Source organism: Cellvibrio sp. BR (assembly GCF_000263355.1).
In the GTDB taxonomy this organism is placed as follows: Bacteria; Pseudomonadota; Gammaproteobacteria; order Pseudomonadales; family Cellvibrionaceae; genus Cellvibrio.
Genome location: NZ_JH668202.1, coordinates 542,925 through 566,376, shown reverse-complemented (window position 1 = coordinate 566,376; position 23,452 = coordinate 542,925). Strand labels below are relative to the sequence as shown.

Genomic DNA, 23,452 nt, shown 5'->3' with positions numbered 1-23,452 from the left:
TGGAGTTGTTATGAATCTCGATGCGGCTTTACAAACTTTTTTTGCCGAAGCAGAGGATTTACTCAACTCCATGGAGGCAGCATTGCTGCGCCTGGACGAGGGCGATACTGATCCGGAAACGATCAACGAAATATTTCGCGCGGCACATACCATCAAAGGTTCGGCGGGTTTGTTTGGGCTGAATGACATAGTGGCTTTTACCCACATAGTAGAAAATGTGTTGGATCGCGCGCGCGACAATAAAATTCTGGTTACCGGTGATTTGCTCAGCATACTGCTGCCATGTCGCGACCATATTGCGGTGCTTATTGAACATGCGATGCATGATCACAGTAATGATGAAGAGTGCCTGGCTAAAGGTCAGGCGCTATTAAGCTCGCTACAACCCTGGCTGGAGGATGAAACAGCAGTTAAGGGTGTAGCGCTGGCGGACCCAACACCGGCCATGCAAGCGGATTATATTAAATCGCTAGTGAGTGAAAGCGAGCGGGAGTGCTGGCATATATCGGTGCGCTTTGGGCCGGATTTATTGCGCAACGGCATGGACCCATTGTCCATTATGCGTTTTCTCGCCAGCCTCGGTGATATTACCCACATCACTACCATTACCGATCACTTGCCGGATTACGAACATTATGATCCCGAACAACTCTACCTCGGTTTTGAAATCGCGTTAATGAGTTCTGCAAGTCAGCAACAAATTGAAGACGCATTTATGTTTGTGCGCGATGACTCCGAACTAACCATTATTCCGCCGCGCAGCAACATTGATGCCTACGTAAATTTAATTAAATCCCTGCCGGAAGATAGCAAACGTTTGGGCGAAATTCTGGTGAAAAGCCACGCCATCAGTTATCAGGAATTGGACGCTGCATTGACCATGCAAAAGCAGCAAGCCAAAAGCCAAAGTGCTGTGAGCATGCTCGGCGATATTCTGATTGAAGGTGAGGCTGTAGCGCCGGAAATTGTCAGTGCCGCACTGGATAAACAAAAGAAAAACAGCGAGCGAAAAACCAACCCGGAAAATCGTTTTATTCGGGTGGACGCCGAACGACTGGATACGCTGATTAATTTAATTGGCGAATTGGTCATTAATCGCCAACGTATTGATTTACTTGCCTCCAAAATGGGCAACCCCACATTGGTGGAGGCTGTCACCTCCATGGGTAATTTTACTGAAGCCATTCGCGATGCGGCATTAACCCTGCGTATGGTACCGGTAGGTGATACTTTCCAAAAATTTAAACGCGTAGTGCGCGATACCGCCAAGTCCTTGAACAAAGAAATTGAATTGGAAATTGAGGGCGCGGAAACCGAATTGGATCGCTCCATGGTGGAAAAACTGAATGATCCACTCATGCACATTGTGCGCAACGCCATGGATCACGGTATTGAATCCATTGCGGTGCGTGAAGCGCGCGGTAAACCGGCGCAAGGCACTATTAAACTCACCGCTTGCCACGATGCGGGTCATATCGTGATTGGTATTCACGATGATGGTGGTGGATTGGATGTGGAAAAAATTCGCAAAAAAGCAATCGCCAACGGCATTCTGGATGAAAGCGTTCATTTAAGTCGCCAGGAATTGTTTCAATTAATTTTTCATCCTGGTTTGTCCACAGCCGAACAAGTGACCAATCTTTCCGGTCGCGGTGTGGGGATGGATGTGGTGAAACGCAACATTGAAGAGCTGCAAGGTGGCGTTGAAATTGAAAGTGAAATGGGCGTTGGCACTAGCCTGAATATTCGCTTGCCGCTTACGCTTGCAATTATTGATGGCTTCCATGTAGTGGCGGGCACCATCGATTTTATTGTGCCGCAAAACGCCATTCTCGAATGTGTGGATTTAAATTCACTCAATCACTCCCATGGCCAAAATTGCGTCAACCTGCGCGGAGAACAAGTACCTTATATTCGCTTGCGCGAAATATTTTCACTGCAAGGTTCAGGTGCAGAGCGCGAAAAAATTGTAGTGGTGCAGTTTGGTGAAAAACGTGCAGGCATAGTTGTGGATGAGCTGCACGGTGAAATTCAAACTGTGGTGAAACCCATGGGGCCCATCTTTCAAGCATTAAAAGGTATTGGTGGTTCGAGTCTGTTGGGAACTGGCGCCGTGGCGCTGATTTTGGATATTCAACAACTCATCAGCTACGCCATTAATCGGGAACATTTACGTACTAGCGCGCTTCCTCTAACCGCGCAGGAGCAATAGCTATGAATCAGCCAGGTAAAGCAAAAAAAAATCAGGCGCCGGAAGTGATTAAACAATATCTCACCTTCAATATTGGCCATGAACACTACGGTTTGGAGTTATCGCAAACCCGGGAAATTATTGAATACAGCGGTATTACCGAAGTGCCACTTATGCCCAATTTTTTGCGCGGTGTAATTAATCTGCGCGGTGAAGTGGTGCCGGTAATTGATTTGGCGGTGCGTTTGGGCCGCAAACCGATTGAAGTGCAAAAACGCACCTGCATTATTGTGGTGGAGCTGGAAAATAATGACCAGAACCATGTGCTGGGTTTGCTGGCCGATGCGGTCAGTGAAGTGATTGAAATGGACGACGAAAACATCGAGGACGCCCCATCATTTGGTGCCAATATTCGTGCTGATTTTATTCAGGGAATCGCCAAACGTGACGATGAATTTATTGTGCTGCTGGATGCAAATAGTGCGCTTTCCATTCGTGAGCTGGCGCATTTGGTTGAGGCGCAGCTGCAGTAAGTTCATTGCTATTTAAGGCGATTAATATGCTAAACAATCTCAGCTTGAAATTTAAAATTTTACTGCTCAGCGCCCTCATCGTACTCGGTCTGAGCACCTTGGGCCTCTCTGCTTATATGCAGTTGCGGCAGTTCAATGCAATTGTGGATGAGACGGCGGTGCATGTGCAGCGGCGCGCGGATATTTTAGCGGCAATTGAAGCGGCAGCTATCAGTTTTAAAACCCAGGTACAAGAATGGAAAAATATTTTAATTCGCGGCAACAATCCCGATCAGTTTATGCGCTATGTGGATGGTTTTGCCAAAGCAGAAACGGTGGTGCAGGAACAGCTTAAAACCGCAATTGCGCTGCAAAAAGAAGAGGGTGTGTCGACGGAAAGTGCAGAAGCGCTGGTGCTTGAGCACAGCCAGTTGGGAAAAAATTATCGCGCTGCTCTGGAGAAATTTGATCAGGAAAATGCTGAAGCTGGAAAAGTGGTAGATAAATTAGTGAGTGGTATGGATCGTGAAACCAGCCGTCAAATGGAGGAGTTATCGGCGGCCACCTCGGCGGGCTTTTCCAAGTACCTCGTTGAGTCAGATCAAAAAACCGGAGAGGTTTACCGCGCGACCGTCAATTTGCTCGCGCTCATTTGCGTGCTTGCGTCAGTAATTATTATTGCAGTGATGACCTTTATTTTTCGCGATATGTTCCGCACCTTGGGTGGTGAGCCTGCCTATACCGCTGGCATTGTGTCGCAAGTTGCCGAAGGTTATTTGGATTTGGATATAACCTTAAAGCCGGGCGACCAAACATCCCTGCTGGCCAGTGTCGCAAATATGCGCAAACAATTGGCAGAGATTATTAGCGAAGTTCGCAGTTCGGCGGACGCACTTTCCTCTGCCTCTGAAGAGGTTAATGCGACGGCGCAATCCCTCGCGAAAGGCGCCTCGGTGCAGGCGGCGAGTGTGGAAGAAACCTCTGCGTCCATGGAGCAAATGTCGGCGTCCATCGCACAAAATACGGAAAACGCAAAAATTACCGACGGTATGGCGCAAAGTGCCGCGCGCGATGCGGCATCGGGCGGCGAAGCAGTAATGAATACTGTGCAGGCAATGCAAAAAATTGCAGAGCGCATCGGCGTGATTGACGACATCGCCTACCAAACGAATTTGTTGGCCTTGAACGCAGCGATTGAAGCGGGACGCGCCGGTGAGCACGGGCGCGGTTTTGCGGTAGTCGCATCGGAAGTGCGCAAACTCGCGGAGCGTAGTCAGGTTGCCGCACAAGAGATTGGTGCACTGGCTTTAGATACCGTAAAACGTGCGGAAAACGCGGGCACTATGCTGAATCAAATGGTGCCAGCGATTCGCAAAACCGCCGACTTGGTGCAGGAAATTGCCGCTGCCTCTGCTGAGCAAAACACCGGTGTTGCACAAATCAACGGTGCTATAGGGCAGGTGAGTCAAACCTTGCAACAAAACGCAGCGGCCTCAGAGGAGTTGAGTTCAACATCGGAAGAAATGAGTTCCCAAGCTATTCGATTGCAGGAATCCATGACTTATTTCAAGTTACATGCCGACGCCAACACGCGCGCAGCACGTGTTGAAATACCAGTGCGTAGCGGTAACAACTCTGGCCGGAATAAAAAAAATCTTGCTGCAGGGGCGGATGATGTAGATAAAAATTTTGTACGCTTTAATTAAACCAATAGAAGTTTCAGGTAAATAGCCAATTTAAACGGCTGAAATAGCAAATTTACAGTGTTGTAATTAATGGACTTAATGGAGTCAAAAATGACCGTCGCCAAAAAAATGTTGCTGCTGGTTGTCACTGCGTTGCTGGGTATTATTATCCTCGCAGGCTCATCCCAGGTGCAGATGAATTCGGTATTTAATCAAACTAACTATACCAATGAAAATGTTGTGCCGAGTTTGATTCTGCTAGCGAATATCCAGAACAATGTTTATCGGGTAAGAATCCGTTTAAATCGTTTTATCCTGAATACCAAACCAGCTGAGATCCCCAAGTTGGAAGAGGATATCAATAAAGCGATTGCGGCAGTGAAGGCAGGTTTTAAGGATTATGAATCTGCAATTTCAGATGATAAAGATCGTGAATTACTTGCTGAGGGGATAAAACGTTTTGATATTTATTTGACGCACATTCCACCAATTTTAGCAGCATCAAAAAACAATCAGTTTGATCTCGCACGCGATTTGGTAGAGGTTGCTAAAGACGATGCTCTGGCTGCCTCCGTTGCAGTGGATAACCAGGCGTTACACAATCAAGAAATTGCGAAAAGTGCTAAAAATACTGCTTTGGAAACTATGGGTGATGCGCGAGTGTTTTCGATTGTTATTGCCGTCATCACTTTGGTAGCAATTGCACTGATTGGCTTTTTTATTACACGCAGTTTGTTGCGTCAGCTCGGCGGTGAGCCACACTACGCGGCTGCAGTTGTTGCACGTATTTCCAGTGGCGATCTCACCCAACAAATCAATGTTAAACCAGGCGATAGCACCAGTATGCTCGCGGCGATTCGTGAAATGTCCAACACCTTGTCACAAGTATTGAGTGAAGTGCGCAGCTCGGCCGATGCATTGGCCTCCGCCTCGGAAGAGGTGAATGCAACCGCACAATCTTTGGCAAAAGGCGCTTCAGTGCAAGCAGCCAGTGTGGAAGAAACCTCTGCTTCTATGGAGGAAATGTCAGCGTCTATTATCCAAAATAATGAAAATGCCAGTGTGACCGATGGCATGGCACAAAAGGCAGCGGCGGATGCTGCAACGGGCGGTGCAGCAGTGTCCAGTACTGTTGATGCAATGCGCAAAATTGCAGAGCGGATCAGTGTGATTGATGACATCGCTTATCAAACGAATTTGTTGGCGCTCAATGCGGCGATTGAAGCGGGGCGTGCCGGTGAACATGGGCGCGGTTTTGCGGTAGTTGCGTCGGAAGTGCGTAAATTGGCGGAGCGCAGCCAGGTGGCGGCGCAGGAAATTGGCTCACTCGCGGGCGAAACGGTTAATAAAGCCGATACTGCCGGTAAGCTCTTGCAAGATATGGTGCCGAGTATTCGCAAAACCGCAGATCTGGTGCAGGAAATTGCAGCGGCATCTACTGAACAATCGGCGGGTGTCAATCAAATTAATGCGGCGATTGGGCAAGTCAGCCAAACCATGCAGCAAAATGCGGCGGCGGCTGAGGAATTAAGTTCAACCTCGGAGGAACTCAGTTCACAAGCTATGCGCCTGCAAGAATCGGTTAGCTATTTCACCTTGAGTAATGCGGATAACCATAGAAATAGCCAGCGCCATTTTCGCCCGCAGCCGGCACCCAGCCAACCAGCAGTAAAACCACGCAAGTCCGCACCGAATAAAACACTAAGTGATGATGAACTTGATAAGGATTTTGTTCGCTACACCTAATTGCCTGAGTGCTGTGTTATGACAACTGATATGTCGAGTGTGATTCCGACTGATCGCGAATTTCAATTGTTTCAGCAGTTGATTGAAAACAAATTGGGAATTTTTTTGCCGCCGCAAAAAAAAGCACTGTTAAGTAATCGCCTGTGGAAACGCTTGATTGCCTGTGACATCAAAGGTTTTGATGAATATTATCGTTATATTCAAAGCCCGCAGGGCAAGGGTGAGTTGAATCTCGCCCTTGAATTGATTACTACCAACGAGACTTATTTTTTTCGCGAGCAGAAACATTTTGATTATTTGCGCGATGACATTTTACCGGGTGTAAAAGCTGGCAGTAATTTTCGTGTATGGAGCGCGGCGGCGTCCACGGGGGAAGAGCCTTATAGTATTGCTATGCTGCTTACTGATCGCTGCCCGACTACTTGGGAGTTGCTCTGCTCGGATGTGAACCGCAAAGTGATTGAACAGGCAAAAGTGGGTATTTACCCCGAGATGCGTATTAAAAATATCCCCCCCGACTATTTACGCCGTTTCTGCCGCAAAGGCGTTGGCTCACAGGAGGGGAATACACGGGTGAACGCGGAGCTGCGTCAGGCAGTGCAATTTTTCACGCTGAACCTGCATGAAGATTTTCCGGATCTGGGCCAGTTTGATTTGGTATTCCTGCGCAACGTGTTGATCTATTTTGAGAATGAAAATAAAACCAAAATATTGGAGCGTATTGCATCCACCTTAAAACCCAATGGGATTTTGTTTGTGGGGCACTCTGAAAGCTTGCATGGAATCAGCTCGCGTTTTATACCGGTAAAACCCGCTATTTATCGTTTGTCGGCGCGGTGAGCCTATGACTATTCCGCAGAGCCAGGAGTTGTATTCGATCCATCCGGGGGAGTGGTATTTTGGCGCGGACTATGCGCGCTTGCACACCTTGTTGGGTTCCTGCGTGGCTCTTACCGCCTGGCACCCGGAATTAAAAATTGGTGGGCTCTGCCATTATTTATTGCCTGCATCACCCTATGACCGCATCATCCCTGAAAATCAACTGCGCGCCCTTTCGGATGGCCGCTATGCCGATAACGCCCTGGGGGCGATGAAAGCCGCGATGTTACGCTATGGGGAGCTAAAGGAATTTCATATTGCGGTATTTGGTGGCGGCGATATGTTTTCCTACAGCGGCACCACCTCGATTGGTTTTGACAATATTGCCTACGCGCGTCAATGGCTGGTAAAAGAACGTTTACAACCTTACAGGGTGGATGTAGGTGGTGCTATATCCCGCTCGCTAACCTTGGTAATCGCAACGGGCGAAATTCATGTAAAACACTACGAAATGAATAACGGCTGAAATCTTGTAATCAGGTCGCTATCGACAATACTTAGTGAGCAATCAAATGATGCGTTTCGGCTTGCCTTCTCACTGCTGTGGAATATTAACTTGCTATGACTATTGATGTGTTGGTCGTCGATGATTCGGCTGTGGTGCGTCAGGTATTGACGGCAGTGCTCAATGAGGCGCCGGATATTAATGTCTATGCCACCGCGTCAGATCCGATTTTTGCGCAGCAGCAAATGCAAAAAAAATGGCCCGATGTGATTGTGCTCGATATAGAAATGCCACGCATGGATGGCCTGACGTTCTTGCGGCGCATTATGAGTGAGCAGCCAACCCCCGTCATTATCTGTTCCTCGCTTGCTGAAAAAGGTGCGGAGCTGTCTTTGCAGGCGCTCTCTGCGGGCGCCATTGACATCATTACCAAACCGCAACTGGGCGTGAAAGATTTTTTACTGGATGCTAAAAATCTACTCTGGCAAACCGTGCGTGGTGCCGCGGGAGCCCATGTGGCGCGGCGCGGAAGCAGTGCACCGTCCAAACCCCTGGCTGCTTCTCCAGCGGTGGATTTGGTGGCGATGACTGCCACTACTGACAGTATTATTGTCATAGGTACTTCCACCGGCGGCACTCAGGCGCTGGAACAAATTCTTGCCAAAATTCCCCGCACTTGCCCCGGCATTGCCGTGGTGCAACACATGCCGGAAAAATTCACCGCCGCTTTTGCCAAACGGTTGGACGGTTTATGCGAGGTAGATATTAAAGAGGCAGAGTCCGGAGACCGCTTAATTCCGGGGCGTGTGCTTATCGCGCCCGGAGGTCACCATTTGGAAGTGCAGCGCTCCGGCGCCCAATATATTGCAAAAGTATTTCGCGGCCCGAGTGTGAACCGCCATTGTCCCTCGGTGGATGTATTGTTTCGTTCGGCAGCACGCGCAGCGGGGCGCAATGCCATGGGCATTATTCTCACCGGTATGGGGGATGACGGTGCGCGCGGGTTACTGGAAATGCGGCAGGCGGGCTGCCGTACAATCGCACAGGATGAAGCTTCCTGCGTCGTATTCGGAATGCCTAAAGAGGCGATTAATCTTGGGGCAGCGAAAGAGGTTATGTCGCTCGCACAAATTCCTGCAGTGTTGGGAGGTAGAGTGTGAAATCCACTATTCAGGAATTGAGTGTGTTGGTTACTGACGACAGCATTACGCAGCGTCAGTACGCACAGGATTTATGCCGTGATTTGGGTGTTACTGATTTGCATGGCGCCACCAATGGTGCGGATGCACTGCAAGCGTTGGAGGCCCGGAAGATCGACGTGGTGCTGGTTGATTTGGAGATGCCGGTGATGGATGGTGTGGAATTAATTCGCTCCATCGCGCAAAAAAAATTAACGACCAGTGTGATTATTCTCAGTGCCAAAGATCCGATTTTAATTTCCAGTGTTGGTACCATGGCGGAAGCCGATGGCTTGCATGTATTGGGCACTTTTCAAAAACCGCTGTTACCCGATGCTCTGGAGTGCAGCCTGTTGCGCTTTATTCACGACGCGAAACTGGCGCAGCAACAAGTGCATCATGTCGAACAAGAAGTGACAGCTGTTGAATTGAGTGCTGCTCTAACCAACGGTGAAATGACGTTGGCGTTTCAGCCCAAATTAACGGTGCAGGGCTTGTTGTTGCGCGGTGTAGAGGCGCTGGCGCGCTGGCGTCACCCAACAAAAGGCATGATCTCGCCGGGGGTATTTATTCCGCTCGCGGAACGCCATGGGTTAATTGACCCGCTGACCCGCAATTTATTGGAGCAGGCATTTAAACATAAACGCACCTGGCAGCAATATGGTTTGCGTTTTAATCTCGCATTTAATTTATCACCCTTGTCGCTGGCTGATATCGATATTGTGGATTGGCTCTGTGCCATGGCCGATGAATACGAAGTGCCGTTTAATGAAGTGACTTTTGAAATCACCGAGAATGCATTGCTGGGGGAATTAGCCAGTGCAATTCGCACTCTCGCACGGCTGCGCTTGAAAGGTTTCCATATCGCGATTGATGATTACGGTACCGGCTTTGCCAACGCCCAACAATTATCGCGGGTACCGGCGACAGAATTAAAAATTGATCGCTCTTTAGTGCATCGCGCTGCGGCGCGACCACAGCAGAAAACCATTTTTTCCAGCACCGTGGAACTGGCCAAAAACCTCAACCTCACGACTGTGGCAGAGGGGGTGGAAACACAAGAGGATTTTCAGATTATTGTCGAACTTGGTGTGGATTTAGTACAGGGTTTTTATTTTTCCAAACCACTCTATGCCGACGATTTGCTCAAGTGGATTAAAACCGGTTTGACACAATTGCGTCGTCAACACGAGTCAAAATAATAAACCGGCGTTGAATTCCTGCGGAGTTTCAACTGTGCTTTCATTTGGACTTTCATTCAGATTGCCAATTGAATTGTTATTTGGATTGTCATCTACTTGTCATCTGACATTTCTATAGTGCGCGCTTCCGTAATTGTTAGAGAAGCGCCATGTCCCCCAAATCCCATAAACATATTCATTACAACGTCGCTCTGGTCGATAAATTATGGAATTTGAAGCGGCTGTGTGAAGTGCATTTAAAAATGCATATTCCGCTCAATATGGTATTAAAGGATGAAGAGTACCGCAGTGAGTTGCTGGAAAAGGCGCTCACCGCGAACGACGATGAACTCACCTCGCTGGTGTGGGAAGTGCGCCAACTGGAGGATTCCATCACCTCCGCCTCCCATACTGGTGAACAATTCAAACCTGCCAAAAAAACCAAAAAAGGTATTCGTCTCACACGCCTGACGGCAATTACCTGTTCACTCCTGTTGGTTCTGGGCGGTTATTTACTGCGCTCATTTTTACCGCTGGATGCCGGCGAAGTATTTGTGATTCAGGCGATTAGTGAAACCCGCATCAAACCCGCCAGCTCTTTAACACAAACTGCTGCGACGGCTAATGGAGTGCTCACGCGGGCAACCACTCCACTATTTCGCGTTCATGGTTCCAATACGGTGGGCGAAAAGTTGGCGCCGCGGTTGGTAGAGTCCTATTTAATGGCCCGTGGCGGCACCAATATTAAAACAGAGCAGGGCAAAACACCGGTGGAAAAAGCTGTTAGTGCCGAAATTAACGGGCGCGTTGAATTTGTAGAAATTCATGCGCATGGCTCCAGCACTGCATTTGCTGATTTGCTTAGCGGCCAAGCGGAATTAGGCATGTCATCGCGGCGGGTAAAAGAGCAGGAGCGCGAATTATTGCTCAGCAAACAAGGCGATCTTACCGAGCCTGGCGCGGAACATATTATTGGTTTGGATGGTTTAGCAATAATTGTGAATAGCAGTAATTCACTGGGTAGTTTGTCCATCCCGCAATTGGTGAAAATATTTTCCGGTGAAATTACTAATTGGTCAGCCTTGGGCGGTGCTGATCGCCCTATTAACCTTTACGCTCGCGATGAAAATTCCGGCACTTGGGATTCGTTTAAAAGCATGGTACTGGAACCATCCAGTGCGAGCATTTCGTTAACGGCCAAGCGCTTTGAATCCAGTACCGAGCTGTCAGACGCGGTGGCAAAAGATGAAGGGGCTATAGGGTTTATCGGTTTACCTTATGTGCGTCGCGCAAAATTATTGGCAATCTCTTCCACCAAAAGTTCCAAGGCGATAGTACCAACCCATTTCACCGTCAGCACTGAGGATTATCCTCTCGCGCGCCGCCTGTATTTTTATTTACCGCAAAAGAGCACCAACAGTGAGGCGGAAGAGTTTGTTCGTTTCAGTGCAACAGAACGCGGGCAGAGTATCGTAGAGGATATAGGTCTGGTTTCGCAAAATATTAAAACCGGTCAACCCTTTAATAATAATTTTTACCCCGAAGAAATGCGTCAGCTCACCAATCGTTCGCAGAGATTATCAATCAACTTTCGTTTTAAAGATGGCAGTGATGAGTTGGATACCAAGTCCATCAGCGATTTACAGCGGCTAGTGAAATACATGGAAGCTAATTCCCCCAAGCGCGTACAGTTGTTTGGTTTTACTGATGACGAGGGCGCGAGTGAAGAGAATCGCGAATTGTCGTTACGCCGCGCCAAGGTGGTGGAGCAGCAATTGATTGCGCGCGGGATTTATCCACTGGTGGCGCGCGGTATGGGCGATGAGGCGCCGCTGGCAAGCAGTAAAACGGAAGAGGGAAGGCGCATGAATCGCCGGGTGGAAGTGTGGATTTTGTAGGGAGAGCAAATCCCTCCTAACCTCTCTTTTTACAGAGAGGGGTTAGGGGAAACTTGATTATTTAATTTTAAAAAATGCCATCATTTGTTGCAGCTGTAGTGCTTGTCCCGTAAGTTCTTCCGCGGTGGAATAAAGCTCTTCGGCAGAGGAAGAGTTTTGTTGGGTAGCAATACTGATTTGCGTAATTGCCTGGGTAATCTGACCCGCTCCCAGATTTTGCTCAGTGCTGGCTGCAGAGATTTCTTGCACCAGATCTGCTGTTTTTTGAATCGCGGGCACTATCTGATCGAGCAATTGCCCCGCGCTTTCCGCCAGATCTACCGAGTGACCTGCTAATTCGCCAATTTCTTTAGCTGCGGTTTGACTGCGTGCGGCGAGTTTGCGCACCTCACTTGCTACTACTGCAAAACCGCGCCCATGTTCACCGGCACGCCCCGCTTCAATCGCCGCATTTAACGCCAGCAAATTGGTCTGGTAGGCGATGTCATCAATCACACTAATTTTTTGCGCAATTTCGCGCATCGCACTTACGGTATTAATTACCGCCGAGCCACCTTGTTGTGCTTCTTTGGCGCTATTGCTGGCGATGCTGTCAGTGACTTTGGCGTTGTGACTGTTTTGTTCAATGGATGCACTTATTTCCTCCATAGAAGCGCTGGTCTCCTCAATGCTAGCCGCTTGCTCGGTGGATGCCTGGCTGAGTGATTGCGCTGTTGCACTCAGCTCTTCAGACGCGGAGGAGAGCGAATCGGCGGTGGAGCGTACATCGCCAATAATGCTCGATAATTTATTCACCATTTGCCAGACGGCAAACAGAATGCTGTGCTCGTCGCGCGGTTTTAGTTTCACATCGACCGACAGATCTCCCTGTGCGATGCGATCAATAATGGCAGCGGTGTAATCAGGTTCGCCGCCCAATTGTTGAATCAAGCTGCGGGTAATCAATAACCCGAGAATAATACTGATGACGATGCTGAAAAGAATTAGCCCGATATTAAACAGAAAAGTTTTTTCATAATTATTTTTGGTGGTTTCATAGGCTTGCGCAGCAACACTGAGTTGCACATCTACCAATTGGTTGAAACGCTCGGAGACGGGTTCAATGCTAGGGTAGAGTTTGTGTAGCACAAACTGATCGAGACGGGTTGCATCTTGCGCAGCAAATATTTCCAATAGTGTTGCAGTGGCTCTGTCTGCTTCGCCTAAGAGCGGCGTCAGTTCACTTACCAATTGTGTTTCTGCTGTCACCAACTCGGTGGCGAGATATGCTTGCCATTGCTCGCGAATAACGGTCTGCGCCTGCTGAACACTCTCGCTACCGCGTTGCCAGTTCATCCCGCCGTTGCGCACTTTGTGCGCAACATCCACGATATTTACCGCATACATATCAGCAATGAGTTTAAGATTTTTTAACGGAATTACCCGATCAAGGTAAACACTGCGCATACCATCATAGGCAGCGCCCATACCTTTAATGCCTAGATAACCAATGATGGTCATTAAGACAATTAAGGTGCTGGCTAATAAGCTTAATCGCAGTGCTACGTTTATTGTTTTGAACATTAGAGGCTCCCTTATTGCGCACCGGTTGGTGTTAACCCTAGTTAGCGCGAGTGCCTTTGTCAAAGAAGGGCACTCGGGGAGTCTCGTATTGCGGCAGTGGAATGGTGTGTGTGGCGAACGCTAGAGAATTTAGTTTTGTTCCAGCAGCCAGCGTTTGGCAGCTTCCACATCGGTAAACAAACGACCATAACCAATGGAGCGGTTGGCGAGAACATCGCGGACAAATTGTGTGGTTTCGCGGGTGCGTGGATTGTTGTCCACCCAGGCAAATGTGTATTTTTTACTAATGCCTACTTTTTTAAACAGTGCGGGGTGATCAAAGGCTTCAGCGGTGGAAACCGAATCAAATAAATATTGCTCTCCGAGCACTTTAAAACATTGGTGATGCTCACAGGCATCCACCACGCTCTGCCACATAAACAGGGCATTTTCATAATTGCCCATGCCGCGCACATTCACGTGAATGTATTGCTCATGGTGTGTAATTTTTAGATCGAGATCCGTCAAGCTAAATAACTCCTGGTATTGGTTAAGTTGTAAAACAGTTTGTGCTTTTTAGCGTTAAGTAAATTGAGATATGCATAACACTACATACGTTGCTTGCAGGTGTTTCAGAGCATTATCGAGGCTTTTTGGAGTAGGAATAGTGTTCGCTAGGTAGAAACAGCTGGATACGAACAGAAAACACTGCAAAAACTATCACACTCCAGCGCTGACAAGGTGCAAACATTAACCAAACCTAACAAAAAGCCGGAGCAAGTCCGGCTTTTTGTTAAAGTGCTTCTATTGACTTTAGGCTCCAGTCGATTGCATCGCGGTAGTGGTGTTCCGGTAGTAAATCACCCAGCAGTACCAATGTTTCGCGCACTTCGGTGATGTTGTTACTCACTATATTGATATGGCCCACCTTGCGACCGGGGCGCACCTCTTTGCCGTACCAGTAGGTGCGCGCACAGGGCAGGTCGCGCCAGGCTGGATTGTAGTCGGTGCCTATGAGGTTGATCATCACATTCTGGCCGACTACTTGTGGCGCCGGTGTCGCCATGCCGGCAACCGCGCGCAGGTGATATTCAAATTGGCTGATACTCGCGCCCGCTTGGGTCCAGTGGCCGGAATTGTGTACGCGTGGCGCCAGCTCATTAATAAGCAACTGATCGCCCACACGGAAGGTTTCCATCGCCATCACACCCACGTAATCGAGGGCGTTCAAAATCTTGCCCAGCATTTCCTCCGCCTGTGTTTGCAACGGTTGCAAACGCGCCAGTGGTGCAACAGAGGCATAGAGGATGCCGCTTAAATGCAGGTTCAAGGTGAGTGGATAAAACACACAGTCGCCTGCCGCATTGCGCACACCCACCAGCGACACTTCTTCATCAAAGTTGATGGCCTGTTCGGCGATAGCTTCGCCCTGCCAATCCTCGGGCACTTCGTCTTCATCGGTGCGCAGCCAATGTTGGCCGCGACCATCGTAACCGCCGGTGCGACGTTTCAGCAGCACACGTTCGCCCAGCTGATCGCGCAATTCGTTAGCGGTGATGTCGTTAGCCACATTGCGCCAGGGAGCGGTGGCTATACCCAGTGAATCGATCAGTTCTTTCTGGGTTTTGCGATCAGCCAAACGGCCAAATACGTTTTGGTTGATAAAACGCGGGTGTTGGGCGAGGGCATGGGTCACCAGGGTTTCCGGCCATTGCTCGCGCTCGGCGGTGACCAGGTCATCGGCCGCCAGGGCGGGAGCACTGCTTTCATTGATATCCACCGGGCACACGTCCAGCGCCAATGGCATACCGGCGTGTTTGAGCATCGCACCCAATTGGCCTGCACCTAAAACCCAAATTCGTTGACTCATGCCTAACCTCAAAACGCGCTTACTGATTGCAAAAAGAAACTACCGAACATCACCAATTGATTGTTGGTCTCTTGCCTTTTATTGATCTCTTGGATCGGGATTGTCCAGCACTGCCTGAGTCTGGTCATGGCGGAATTGTTCGATCTTGATGGCTAGTGCTGGGTCAGTCACCGCCAGAATCTGGCAGGCCAGCAAACCGGCGTTAAACGCGCCTGCCACACCAATCGCCAAGGTGCCCACCGCCACGCCTTTGGGCATTTGTACGATGGAATACAGGCTATCCACACCGCTTAGCGCTTTGCTCTGCACCGGCACACCCAGCACTGGCAGGCGCGTATGCGCTGCCACCATACCTGGCAAATGCGCCGCGCCACCGGCACCGGCGATAATCACGGCGTAGCCTTGCTCCACCGCGTGTTCAGCAAACTCAGTCAGTTTTTGCGGCGTGCGATGCGCCGACACCACTTCAGTGTGATATTCAACGCCCATTTGCTCCAGTATTTCCACTGCAGCCTGCATAGTGGCCCAATCACTCTTGGAGCCCATAATCACCGCGACTTTTCTTGCCATAGCTATTGCCTGAATCTGAATGAATATTCGCTCAAAAAATGAGCCGGAAACGGAAAAAAGGCGCGCATATTAGCACGATGCGGGTGTGATGCCGACATCATTCTTTGCCTGATATTGACTGCTAGATAAACAAATGACTAAGGCGATCAAAATGATTAAATTAATTAAAGCGATCAGTGTGAGGATCTCTAATGGAAACCCGAACCGCAAGTGATGCCAAGCAACAAGGGCGGATGCGGTGCGGTATTTTTAAATCGCCAACCACTGCATCATCTCAAAATACACCGGAATCCCCACCAACACATTCAACGGAAAGGTCACACCCAGCGCCGCAAATATCGCGAGCCCCACATCTGCTTCTTTAATCGCCGCTTGAATCGCCGCCGGTGCGGCTATGTAGGAGGCGCTGGCGGTGAGTGCAGCGAGGATTAGTGTGCTGCCTTCGGGTAAGCCTAACGCTATGCCAGCGGCAATACCTATTACGGCCAAACCAAATGGGGCGATAAGCGCGAAGCTGATTAAGCGCCAGTGTTGTTTTGGGAAGGGATTTAAATGTTGCGATGCACACACGCCCATCTCTAACAAAAATAGCGCGAGCAAGGCTTTGAAGGCGCCGAGAAATAATGGCGCAATATCTTTACTTGCATCGGGGCCATAGAGGTAACCGATAATTACTCCACCGGTGAGCAAGACTACACCGCGACTGGTGAGCGCTTCATGCCAAATTCCTTTCATGCCGCCGGTGCTGCCGGTGGCTTTTTTGTATAACAGGATCGCCACCACAATCGCGGGTAATTCCAACAGCACCAAGTACAAGGTGGTTTGTGGGGCGATGCTGAGGTTGTTGGCTTCGGCAAACGCCAGTGCCACCGCAAAAGTCCCCGCACTGGCAGAGCCGTAGTGGGCGGCGATGCTGGCGCTATTAGCGGCGTTGAGCAAAATGAATTTACGCAGCAAAGGGTAGAGCAGCAGGGGGATGGCGATACCCAGCAAAATCACCGTGATCACTTCTGGCAGTAAGTGCCAGCTTACCTGGCCGTGCAGTGCCAGCCCGCCTTTAAGGCCAAGGGTCAGCATCAGCAGGATGCTCAAGGTGTCGTAAGCCGCCTTGGGTACTTTAAGGTCGGACTTGGCGAGGCCGGCAAGTACACCGAGCAGGAAAAACATAATGACGATATCGGGCATGGTTCGCTCCACAGCGTGATGACAGTGACGCTATTGTCGCCAAGTTGATCAATTGACGATAATTAATGTTTATACTTATATATATTTACGATTATCTATGGTTATTTAAACCAAGGGCGTGTTTATGAATATTCGCCATCTCACCTTTCGCCTGTTGCAGGTCTATGTCGCGGTGGTGCGCAGCGGTTCCATCTCGCAAGCGGCGCAGCAATTGCACCTCACCCAGCCTACGGTTTCGTTGCAAATCAAACGCTTGAGCGAAGCCGTGGGCGAACCACTATTGGAGCAGTGCGATGGCCGTTATAAACCCACCTTTGTTGGCAATGAGCTGTACCACGCGGCACTGGATGCATTGACGCGCTTTGAGGATTTTGATGGATTTTTAACCGATGCCGCGCGCGGCAATAAAGGCCATTTCAGTATTGGGGTGGTGACTACCGCGCAGTATGTCTTGCCGCGTTTGCTCAGCCCCTATGCGCAGCAATATCCGGCGGTAGATGTGACGTTTAATATTGGCAATCGCGGTAGTGTATTGCAGCGCTTTGAAAATCAATTGGATGATTTGTATTTATTCAGTCATCCACCTACGGGTGATCATGTTGTCAGTCGCCGTTTTTTACGCAACCCGCTGGTATTGATTGCGCCCATTCATCATTGGGCAGCGCAAAGGGATGATGTAGATTTTGCAGAGTTAGTTGATGAACGTTTTTTAATGCGCGAGCCGGGTAGTGCAACGCGTATGGTGTTTGAAAATTTTTTGCGTGAACAGAATTTCCAGTTACACAACACCATGCAAATTGAAAGCAATGAAGTGATTCGAATGAGTGTGGAAAATGGTTTGGGTTTGGCGGTATTGTCCGAGCATACATTGGCGCAATCACAAGCGCGCGTGGCGCAAATTAAACTGCACAATTTTCCGCTGCACAGTCACTGGTATTTGGTGCAACACGGCGATCGCCGCTTACCAGTTACCGCCCATAATTTTATTGAATTTATGAGTGCGCATTTGCGTGAATGGGTGGAGGAGAAATATATCGGCCCTGATATGGTGGGGTTAACCTCTGGGGAGTAATACTGCTTTGGTCAGCTGTTATATTTTCTCCGTTTGGCAATTCCAACAGGTCTCAAAAGCAGCGTCGTTTTGTTCATTGCATTGTGCACATTGCCATTCCGGTGCAGTGGGCGTGTTAAACGCATTGGACAGAATATCGATAGCTTGTTCGTAGTTGGTATCGTCCACCACCCACAGTTCCGGCCAGGTATCAAAGGGCGATATTTCGCCAATAGCGCCCGAGGAAAATTCATTTTTCCACACCACACGAATTCCGGCTTGTTCGAGAATGTTCTGCGCATTACCAACTAGAAAACGGTTTTCGTGGGTGTAGACGAGTTTCATGCTGAAGAATCCTGTTGGCTATTAAGGGTTTTTAAAACTAATTCCACTCATTGTTTTCAGAGCATCCGATTCGGTTTCAATCAGCTGGTCGCCTTCCTGATCGATAAACAATACCGCGAGATTTTGTGCATTGGCCACTTTTAAACCTTCGCGGCTACCCAGACAGGAAAATGCAGTAGACCAGGCGTCGCCCAGTGTGGCATCAGGGTGGAGAATGGTGACAGACACCGTGTTGTGTTCAACGGGTTTGCCACTGCGCGCATCCAGAATATGGCTGTAGCGTTTGCCATTGTCATCAAAAAAGTGACGATAGGTTCCCGAGCTGATCAGTGACATGGGTTCGCCGGAATCGAAGCTCACAATTTTATGCATTTTGCGCTCATTGGGCAGGGGTTTTTCCAGTGCAATACGCCATGCTTCGCCGTCGGTTTTTTTACCTTGAATTTTTAATTCGCCACCGATTTCCACCAGATAATTTTGTACGCCAAATTGCTCCAGAATTTTTACCATGCGTTCAACTGCATAACCCTGACCGATGGAAGAAACATCGATACGCAAATTGGGAAGTTGTTTGCGCAGCTGTGTAGTGTTGACGGTTTCCAAATTATCCAAACCGATGCTGGCGAGCGCCACACCTAATGCATCTTCACTCGGCGGTGTGAATACATCATTTTTAAAACCCCATAAATCAAACAGCGGTTTGATTGTGAGATCGTAACAGCCATTGCTGGCGCGATGCACAGTGCGTGCGATTTCAACTAGCTCCACCAATTCGGCATCCACGGTTTGGGCCTCGGTAGTTTTTTGCGCGTTAAATTGTTCAATCACCGAATCATCGCGGTAGTTGGACAATACCTTATCCATGCGCGCCAGTTCTTCGCTGATGGCAGTTTCAATTTTCTCCACCGGCAGATTGCTGTCGGTGGGTAATTCAAAGGTAAGGTTGTAGGTTGTGCCCTGTGCAAAACCTTCAATTTTGCTCATTTCGAGTTTAGGGCTGCAGCTGATGATAAAAAAACTGGTCGCAAGCAGTGCGAGCTGGGGGATAAAACGCATAGTCATAAATCCGGTAGTGGGTGTGGCTAGCGTTTTGGTTTTGCGCTGTGCGATTTATCGCGGAGCAATTTATCGCGGAGCAAAGAGTAAACGGTAGCCAACACCAGCTTCAGTTTTGAGGTACTTGGGTTCGGCTGGGTCTTCTCCCAGTTTCTGCCGCAAGTGGCTGACTATTATACGCAAATAATGGGAATCTTCCTGATGCGTTGGCCCCCAAATTTCCTGTAATAATTGGGTTTGGGTAATTACGCAATTGGGCACTTTTGCGAGCTTGGAGAGCACAGCGTACTCTTTAGGGGTTAGTTCGACGACGTTATTGGCGGTTTTGACGAGGCGTTTGCCTAAATCGATATGCAAATAACCATCGTCCAGAATTTGTGCGCTCTGCTGCTTAATATGGTCGCGCAGGTTGGCGCGCACGCGGGCGAGAAATTCTTCAATGCTAAAAGGTTTGGTTACATAGTCTTGCGCACCTGCGTCGAGCAGCTGTACTTTTTCTTTATCGCTGTTACGTACCGAGAGCACGATCACCGGTACTGCTGACCAGCTGCGCAATTCGCGCAGAAGTGTTTGTCCGTCCATATCGGGTAGGCCTAAATCCAGCACGACTAAATCCGGTTGCTGGCGAACAATACTGGCGAGACCCTGCTCGCCGTTTTCTGCCTCGCTAATGTCGTAACCTTCGCTTTTTAGTGCGATACGCAACATGCGCCGGATTTGATTTTCATCGTCGATAACCAGAATTTTTGCGCTCATCACAAATGCTCGTGCTTTTTAAATAGACAGGTTATTTCTGGTTCAATGGTAGCGGAATTTCCACCAAAAAGCGTGTGCCGGTTTTTTGTGAACCTTCCAGTGCAGTTACGCTGCCACCGTGGGCGGCGATCATACCTTTGCAAATAGCCAAGCCCATACCAGTATTGTTTTTTTTGTGGTCGCCATCGGATACTACATAAAACATATCGAAAATTTTCTCGCGCAGGTCTTCAGGAATTCCAGGCCCCTTGTCTTCAATGTTAATGGTGCAGTTATCATTAATTTGTTCGAGTGTGACAGTGATTTTTTCGCTGGGCGGAGTAAATTTTGCCGCATTTTCCAGAATATTAAACACTGCCTGTTCGATTAATGCTGCATGTGCATAGAGCAGCGGTGCCGTGCCATTCACGCGAAACTCAATCAATGCTTCCGGGCAGTAACGTTTTAAGCGGGTGAGGGCGCTGCCGATAATATCGCTGGCGGAAACCCAATCGCGCTCAATTTTTAAGGTGCCGTGGCCGAGGCGAGTCATATCCAACAGGTTTTGAATATAGCGGTCCAGGCGGCGACTCTCTTGCAAAATCGTATCGATTAATTCACTGCGATCTTCGCTGCTCAGTTGTTGATCCAATAATCGCAAACTGTCGGCAGCGCCAATCATGGCTGAGAGCGGTGAGCGCAAATCATGCGAGACGGATGAGAGCAGTGCTGAACGCAGTTGTTCAATTTCTGCTTTTACCCGCGCAGACTCCAAATCTTTGGTGAGGTAGATACGTTGCCATGCGTTGGCCGCCTGTTGGGCCATGGCGTTGACAATATCCAGATCATAAGCGGAGAGGCTGGTTTTTTCATTGTGCAAACGCACCAATATTACGGCGATAGTTTTATTATTTTTAGCGATAGGAAAACAGCTCCAGCTGGATTTACTCAGCGTATCACTAAAACGCCCCGAGGGCGCCGCTTGTTTGCGGGTCCATTCAATGGCAGCCATATCCAGTTCGGTGAACTTTTCGCTGTGCGTTGGAAACGTGTCGTAAGTATTATCTTTATTAAATTGCACGATGAATGTTTCTGCCAACAGCGAACTGTTTAGCTCTTTGGTGAGTGCTTGCCATAGTGCGCTCTGGTCGTCGGCGACAGCAAATTGTTCGGCGAGTCGCTGTAGGGACTCAGAGTAGCGATTGGATTCGGCGAGTAATAAAAATTGGCGGCGAATACGTGAGGCGGCAGGGCCACAGACCAAACCAATCACCACTAAAAATGCTAACCGCGTAATATCGTCTTGATTGTGTACCGTAAGTGTGTGCAATGGTTCGGTGAGAAAAAAATTAAAACTGAAGAAAGAAAAAATCGCAGAAAATACTGCCGGTGCAGCGCCAAATCGCAGACCGCTGATAATCACGGCAACTACACAAATTAATACCAGATTGTCCGGATGTAGCCAGTTTTTCGATAATACGGCCACCAGAGTGGCGAGTGCGACCCCAAGAATACTGAGCAAATAACCGCGTGCACCCGGCAAGAATTTTTCTGCGGGTTGAATAAAATGATTTACGCGGCTGTGTTGATCCGGATCGCGATAAACACTCACCTCCAATCCCAAACCACTGTTTATCAAGCGCTGATAAAGTGGCTTTCGCCAGCGCCAGCGGCGTGTGCCCGAGCCTACCAGAACAGTGTTGATGCGCTCTTCACGAATAAACGGAATAATGGTTTGCCAGGTGCTGGGGCCGCGCAGTATCTCTGTGTGCGCGCCGAGTTCCTGCGCCAGTGTCATGGCCGATTGCAGGCGCGCTTTATCTTGCTGCAGTTGTACTTGGCCAGTGTCCACCCATACCACCAACCAATTCATGCCGCGCTTTTCGGCAAGGCGACGCCCGATGCGAATTAAATAGTCGTGCGCGCTGCGGTTGGAAATTAATACCAATAATTTATCGTTGATAACTAAATGCTGTTGTGCGCCGCGTGAATCGAGCCTGGTTTTGAGTGAGTCATCCACATGTTCGATGACAATTTTCATCGCCAATTCGCGCAGTGCGGTTAAATTGGCGGGCGAAAAAAAACCTTCCAGCGCAGAGCGTGCGTATTCCTCTACATAGACTTTTCCTTGCTGTAAACGCTCGATTAAATTTTGCGGGGGTAAATCGATAAAGACAATTTCATGCGCTTGATCAATAAACGAATCGGGTACGGTTTCTTGCACGCGTACGCCGGTAATTTGCAGTACCACATCGTTCAGGCTTTCGATGTGTTGCACATTGAGCGTGGTGTAAACATTGATACCTGCTTTGAGTAATTCCGCAATATCCTGATAGCGACGTTTGTGACGACTGCCGGGAACATTGGTGTGCGCGAGTTCATCCACCAGAATAATTTTGGGGTGCAGTGCGAGCGCCGCATCTACGTCAAATTCTGTGAACTGTTGGTTTTGGTAGTGAATGGTTTTGCGCGGCAATATGGCACAGCCTTGCAATAAGGCTTCGGTTTCGGCGCGCCCGTGCGTCTCTACCAAACCGACACACACGGCGGTTCCCTGTTGCTGCAATTCCTTCGCTGCATTGAGCATGGCGCAGGTTTTACCTACGCCGGGCGCCGCACCTAAAAATATTTTTAACTGCCCACCGCCTTGCTGCTGCACTGTTTTTAGCAGCGCATCGGCTTGTTGGTGACGCTGTGTTTGTTCATCATTCATAGCAAGTGTTATCTAGTGATTAGCGCGGAGCGAGTTGATCGAGCTCGAGATTTAATAAAAGCACATTAACACGCACTTGTCCGAAAATTCCCCATTGTTTTTGTTCGGTATTGTTCGCGATTAATTTCGCAACCTCTGCCTCGCTGATACCACGCGCACGCGCAACCCTCGCGATTTGTACCTGTGCCGCAGCGGGGGATATGTGCGGATCAACTCCTGAGCCGGAGGCGCTGATTAAGTCCACTGGAATTTGCGCAGCAGTAATCTGCTCGCGGGTTTGAATTGCGCTGCTATCAGCAAGTGCGCGTTCGCGCAGCGCCGGGTTGCTGGGCGCCAGGTTGCTGCCGCCAGTAGCTGTAGGGTCGTTGTTGGCGGCGCTGGGGCGGCCGTGAAAATAGCCATCACCGCTAAAATTTTGGGCAACCAACACCGAGCCGCGCGCTTGGCCTTGCTCTAAACCCCGCGTTGTGTTTTGATCGTCAAGTAAACTGCCCTGAGCTTGATAGGGAAACAATAGCTCGCCAAGTTTGGTGATGCCGGCGGAATAGACAATTCCGCACAGGATCAACATCAGCAAACAAAAGCGCATACCGATAAAAAATTGTTGTGAAAAACTGAGTGAAAAATTCATGGTAAACCTCAACGACATAAGTGATTAGCGTGCAATTAC

The 23,452-nt window shown here is 49.1% G+C and carries 20 protein-coding genes; 10 read left to right on the top strand and 10 right to left on the bottom strand.

Features of this window, described 5'->3' with window-relative positions:
* Positions 1-10 precede the first annotated feature (10 nt).
* The 9 genes from O59_RS12770 to O59_RS12730 all read left to right on the top strand — a co-directional run bounded on the left by O59_RS12770 (position 11) and on the right by O59_RS12730 (position 11,715).
* Positions 11-2,212 (top strand): chemotaxis protein CheA, encoded by a 2,202-nt coding sequence (locus tag O59_RS12770; RefSeq protein ID WP_007643342.1) that lies wholly within the window; start codon positions 11-13, stop codon positions 2,210-2,212.
* Between the two features lie 2 nt (positions 2,213-2,214).
* A complete protein-coding gene (locus O59_RS12765; RefSeq protein WP_007643340.1) occupies positions 2,215-2,724 on the top strand; it encodes a chemotaxis protein CheW in 510 nt (169 codons plus the stop codon).
* Positions 2,725-2,750: 26 nt separating this feature from the next.
* On the top strand, positions 2,751-4,409 hold the full coding sequence (locus O59_RS12760; protein ID WP_007643338.1) for a methyl-accepting chemotaxis protein: 1,659 nt from the start codon (positions 2,751-2,753) through the stop codon (positions 4,407-4,409).
* 90 nt (positions 4,410-4,499) lie between these two features.
* Positions 4,500-6,134: a methyl-accepting chemotaxis protein gene (locus tag O59_RS12755; RefSeq protein ID WP_232283084.1), complete on the top strand. Its 1,635-nt coding sequence runs from the start codon at positions 4,500-4,502 to the stop codon at positions 6,132-6,134.
* Positions 6,135-6,152: 18 nt separating this feature from the next.
* Entirely contained in the window at positions 6,153-6,974 is an 822-nt protein-coding gene (locus tag O59_RS12750) for a protein-glutamate O-methyltransferase CheR (RefSeq protein WP_007643334.1), read from the top strand.
* A gap of 4 nt (positions 6,975-6,978) precedes the next feature.
* Positions 6,979-7,479, top strand: coding sequence for a chemotaxis protein CheD (locus O59_RS12745; RefSeq protein ID WP_007643332.1), 501 nt, complete (start codon positions 6,979-6,981; stop codon positions 7,477-7,479).
* 95 nt (positions 7,480-7,574) lie between these two features.
* Positions 7,575-8,618: a chemotaxis response regulator protein-glutamate methylesterase gene (locus O59_RS12740; RefSeq protein ID WP_007643330.1), complete on the top strand. Its 1,044-nt coding sequence runs from the start codon at positions 7,575-7,577 to the stop codon at positions 8,616-8,618.
* Positions 8,615-9,838, top strand: coding sequence for an EAL domain-containing protein (locus tag O59_RS12735; RefSeq protein ID WP_007643327.1), 1,224 nt, complete (start codon positions 8,615-8,617; stop codon positions 9,836-9,838). The genes O59_RS12740 and O59_RS12735 overlap by 4 nt, the downstream gene beginning before the upstream one ends.
* A 149-nt stretch (positions 9,839-9,987) precedes the next feature.
* Positions 9,988-11,715, top strand: coding sequence for a phosphate ABC transporter substrate-binding/OmpA family protein (locus O59_RS12730; protein WP_007643326.1), 1,728 nt, complete (start codon positions 9,988-9,990; stop codon positions 11,713-11,715).
* 57 nt (positions 11,716-11,772) lie between these two features.
* Here the strand turns inward: O59_RS12730 and O59_RS12725 are convergent, their stop codons facing one another.
* The 5 genes from O59_RS12725 to O59_RS12705 all read right to left on the bottom strand — a co-directional run bounded on the left by O59_RS12725 (position 11,773) and on the right by O59_RS12705 (position 16,882).
* Positions 11,773-13,278 (bottom strand): methyl-accepting chemotaxis protein, encoded by a 1,506-nt coding sequence (locus O59_RS12725; protein ID WP_007643325.1) that lies wholly within the window; start codon positions 13,276-13,278, stop codon positions 11,773-11,775.
* Positions 13,279-13,407: 129 nt separating this feature from the next.
* Positions 13,408-13,785 carry a hypothetical protein gene (locus O59_RS12720; protein ID WP_225318444.1) on the bottom strand — a complete coding sequence of 126 codons (378 nt, stop codon included), beginning with the start codon at positions 13,783-13,785 and terminating at the stop codon, positions 13,408-13,410.
* 265 nt (positions 13,786-14,050) lie between these two features.
* Positions 14,051-15,127, bottom strand: coding sequence for a 5-(carboxyamino)imidazole ribonucleotide synthase (purK, locus tag O59_RS12715; protein ID WP_007643315.1), 1,077 nt, complete (start codon positions 15,125-15,127; stop codon positions 14,051-14,053).
* Between the two features lie 78 nt (positions 15,128-15,205).
* Positions 15,206-15,697: a 5-(carboxyamino)imidazole ribonucleotide mutase gene (gene purE / locus O59_RS12710; RefSeq protein ID WP_007643312.1), complete on the bottom strand. Its 492-nt coding sequence runs from the start codon at positions 15,695-15,697 to the stop codon at positions 15,206-15,208.
* Between the two features lie 249 nt (positions 15,698-15,946).
* Positions 15,947-16,882, bottom strand: a complete 936-nt coding sequence (locus tag O59_RS12705; protein ID WP_007643310.1) for a sodium-dependent bicarbonate transport family permease — start codon at positions 16,880-16,882, stop codon at positions 15,947-15,949.
* Between the two features lie 124 nt (positions 16,883-17,006).
* Between O59_RS12705 and O59_RS12700 the strand changes: the two genes are divergently transcribed.
* Positions 17,007-17,954, top strand: coding sequence for a LysR family transcriptional regulator (locus O59_RS12700; protein ID WP_040392357.1), 948 nt, complete (start codon positions 17,007-17,009; stop codon positions 17,952-17,954).
* Positions 17,955-17,972: 18 nt separating this feature from the next.
* Here O59_RS12700 and O59_RS12695 read toward each other — a convergent pair whose 3' ends face one another.
* The 5 genes from O59_RS12695 to kdpC form a co-directional block, all read right to left on the bottom strand.
* Positions 17,973-18,278, bottom strand: a complete 306-nt coding sequence (locus tag O59_RS12695) for a DUF2007 domain-containing protein (protein WP_007643305.1) — start codon at positions 18,276-18,278, stop codon at positions 17,973-17,975.
* A 21-nt stretch (positions 18,279-18,299) separates the two neighbouring features.
* The gene (locus O59_RS12690) at positions 18,300-19,334 is read right to left on the bottom strand and encodes an FAD:protein FMN transferase (RefSeq protein WP_232283083.1); all 1,035 of its coding nucleotides are present in this window, start codon (positions 19,332-19,334) and stop codon (positions 18,300-18,302) included.
* 69 nt (positions 19,335-19,403) lie between these two features.
* Entirely contained in the window at positions 19,404-20,090 is a 687-nt protein-coding gene (locus O59_RS12685; RefSeq protein WP_007643297.1) for a response regulator, read from the bottom strand.
* A gap of 31 nt (positions 20,091-20,121) precedes the next feature.
* A complete protein-coding gene (locus tag O59_RS12680) occupies positions 20,122-22,782 on the bottom strand; it encodes a sensor histidine kinase KdpD (RefSeq protein WP_007643295.1) in 2,661 nt (886 codons plus the stop codon).
* Positions 22,783-22,801: 19 nt separating this feature from the next.
* Positions 22,802-23,413 (bottom strand): potassium-transporting ATPase subunit KdpC, encoded by a 612-nt coding sequence (kdpC, locus tag O59_RS12675; protein ID WP_007643294.1) that lies wholly within the window; start codon positions 23,411-23,413, stop codon positions 22,802-22,804.
* Positions 23,414-23,452: the final 39 nt, after the last annotated feature.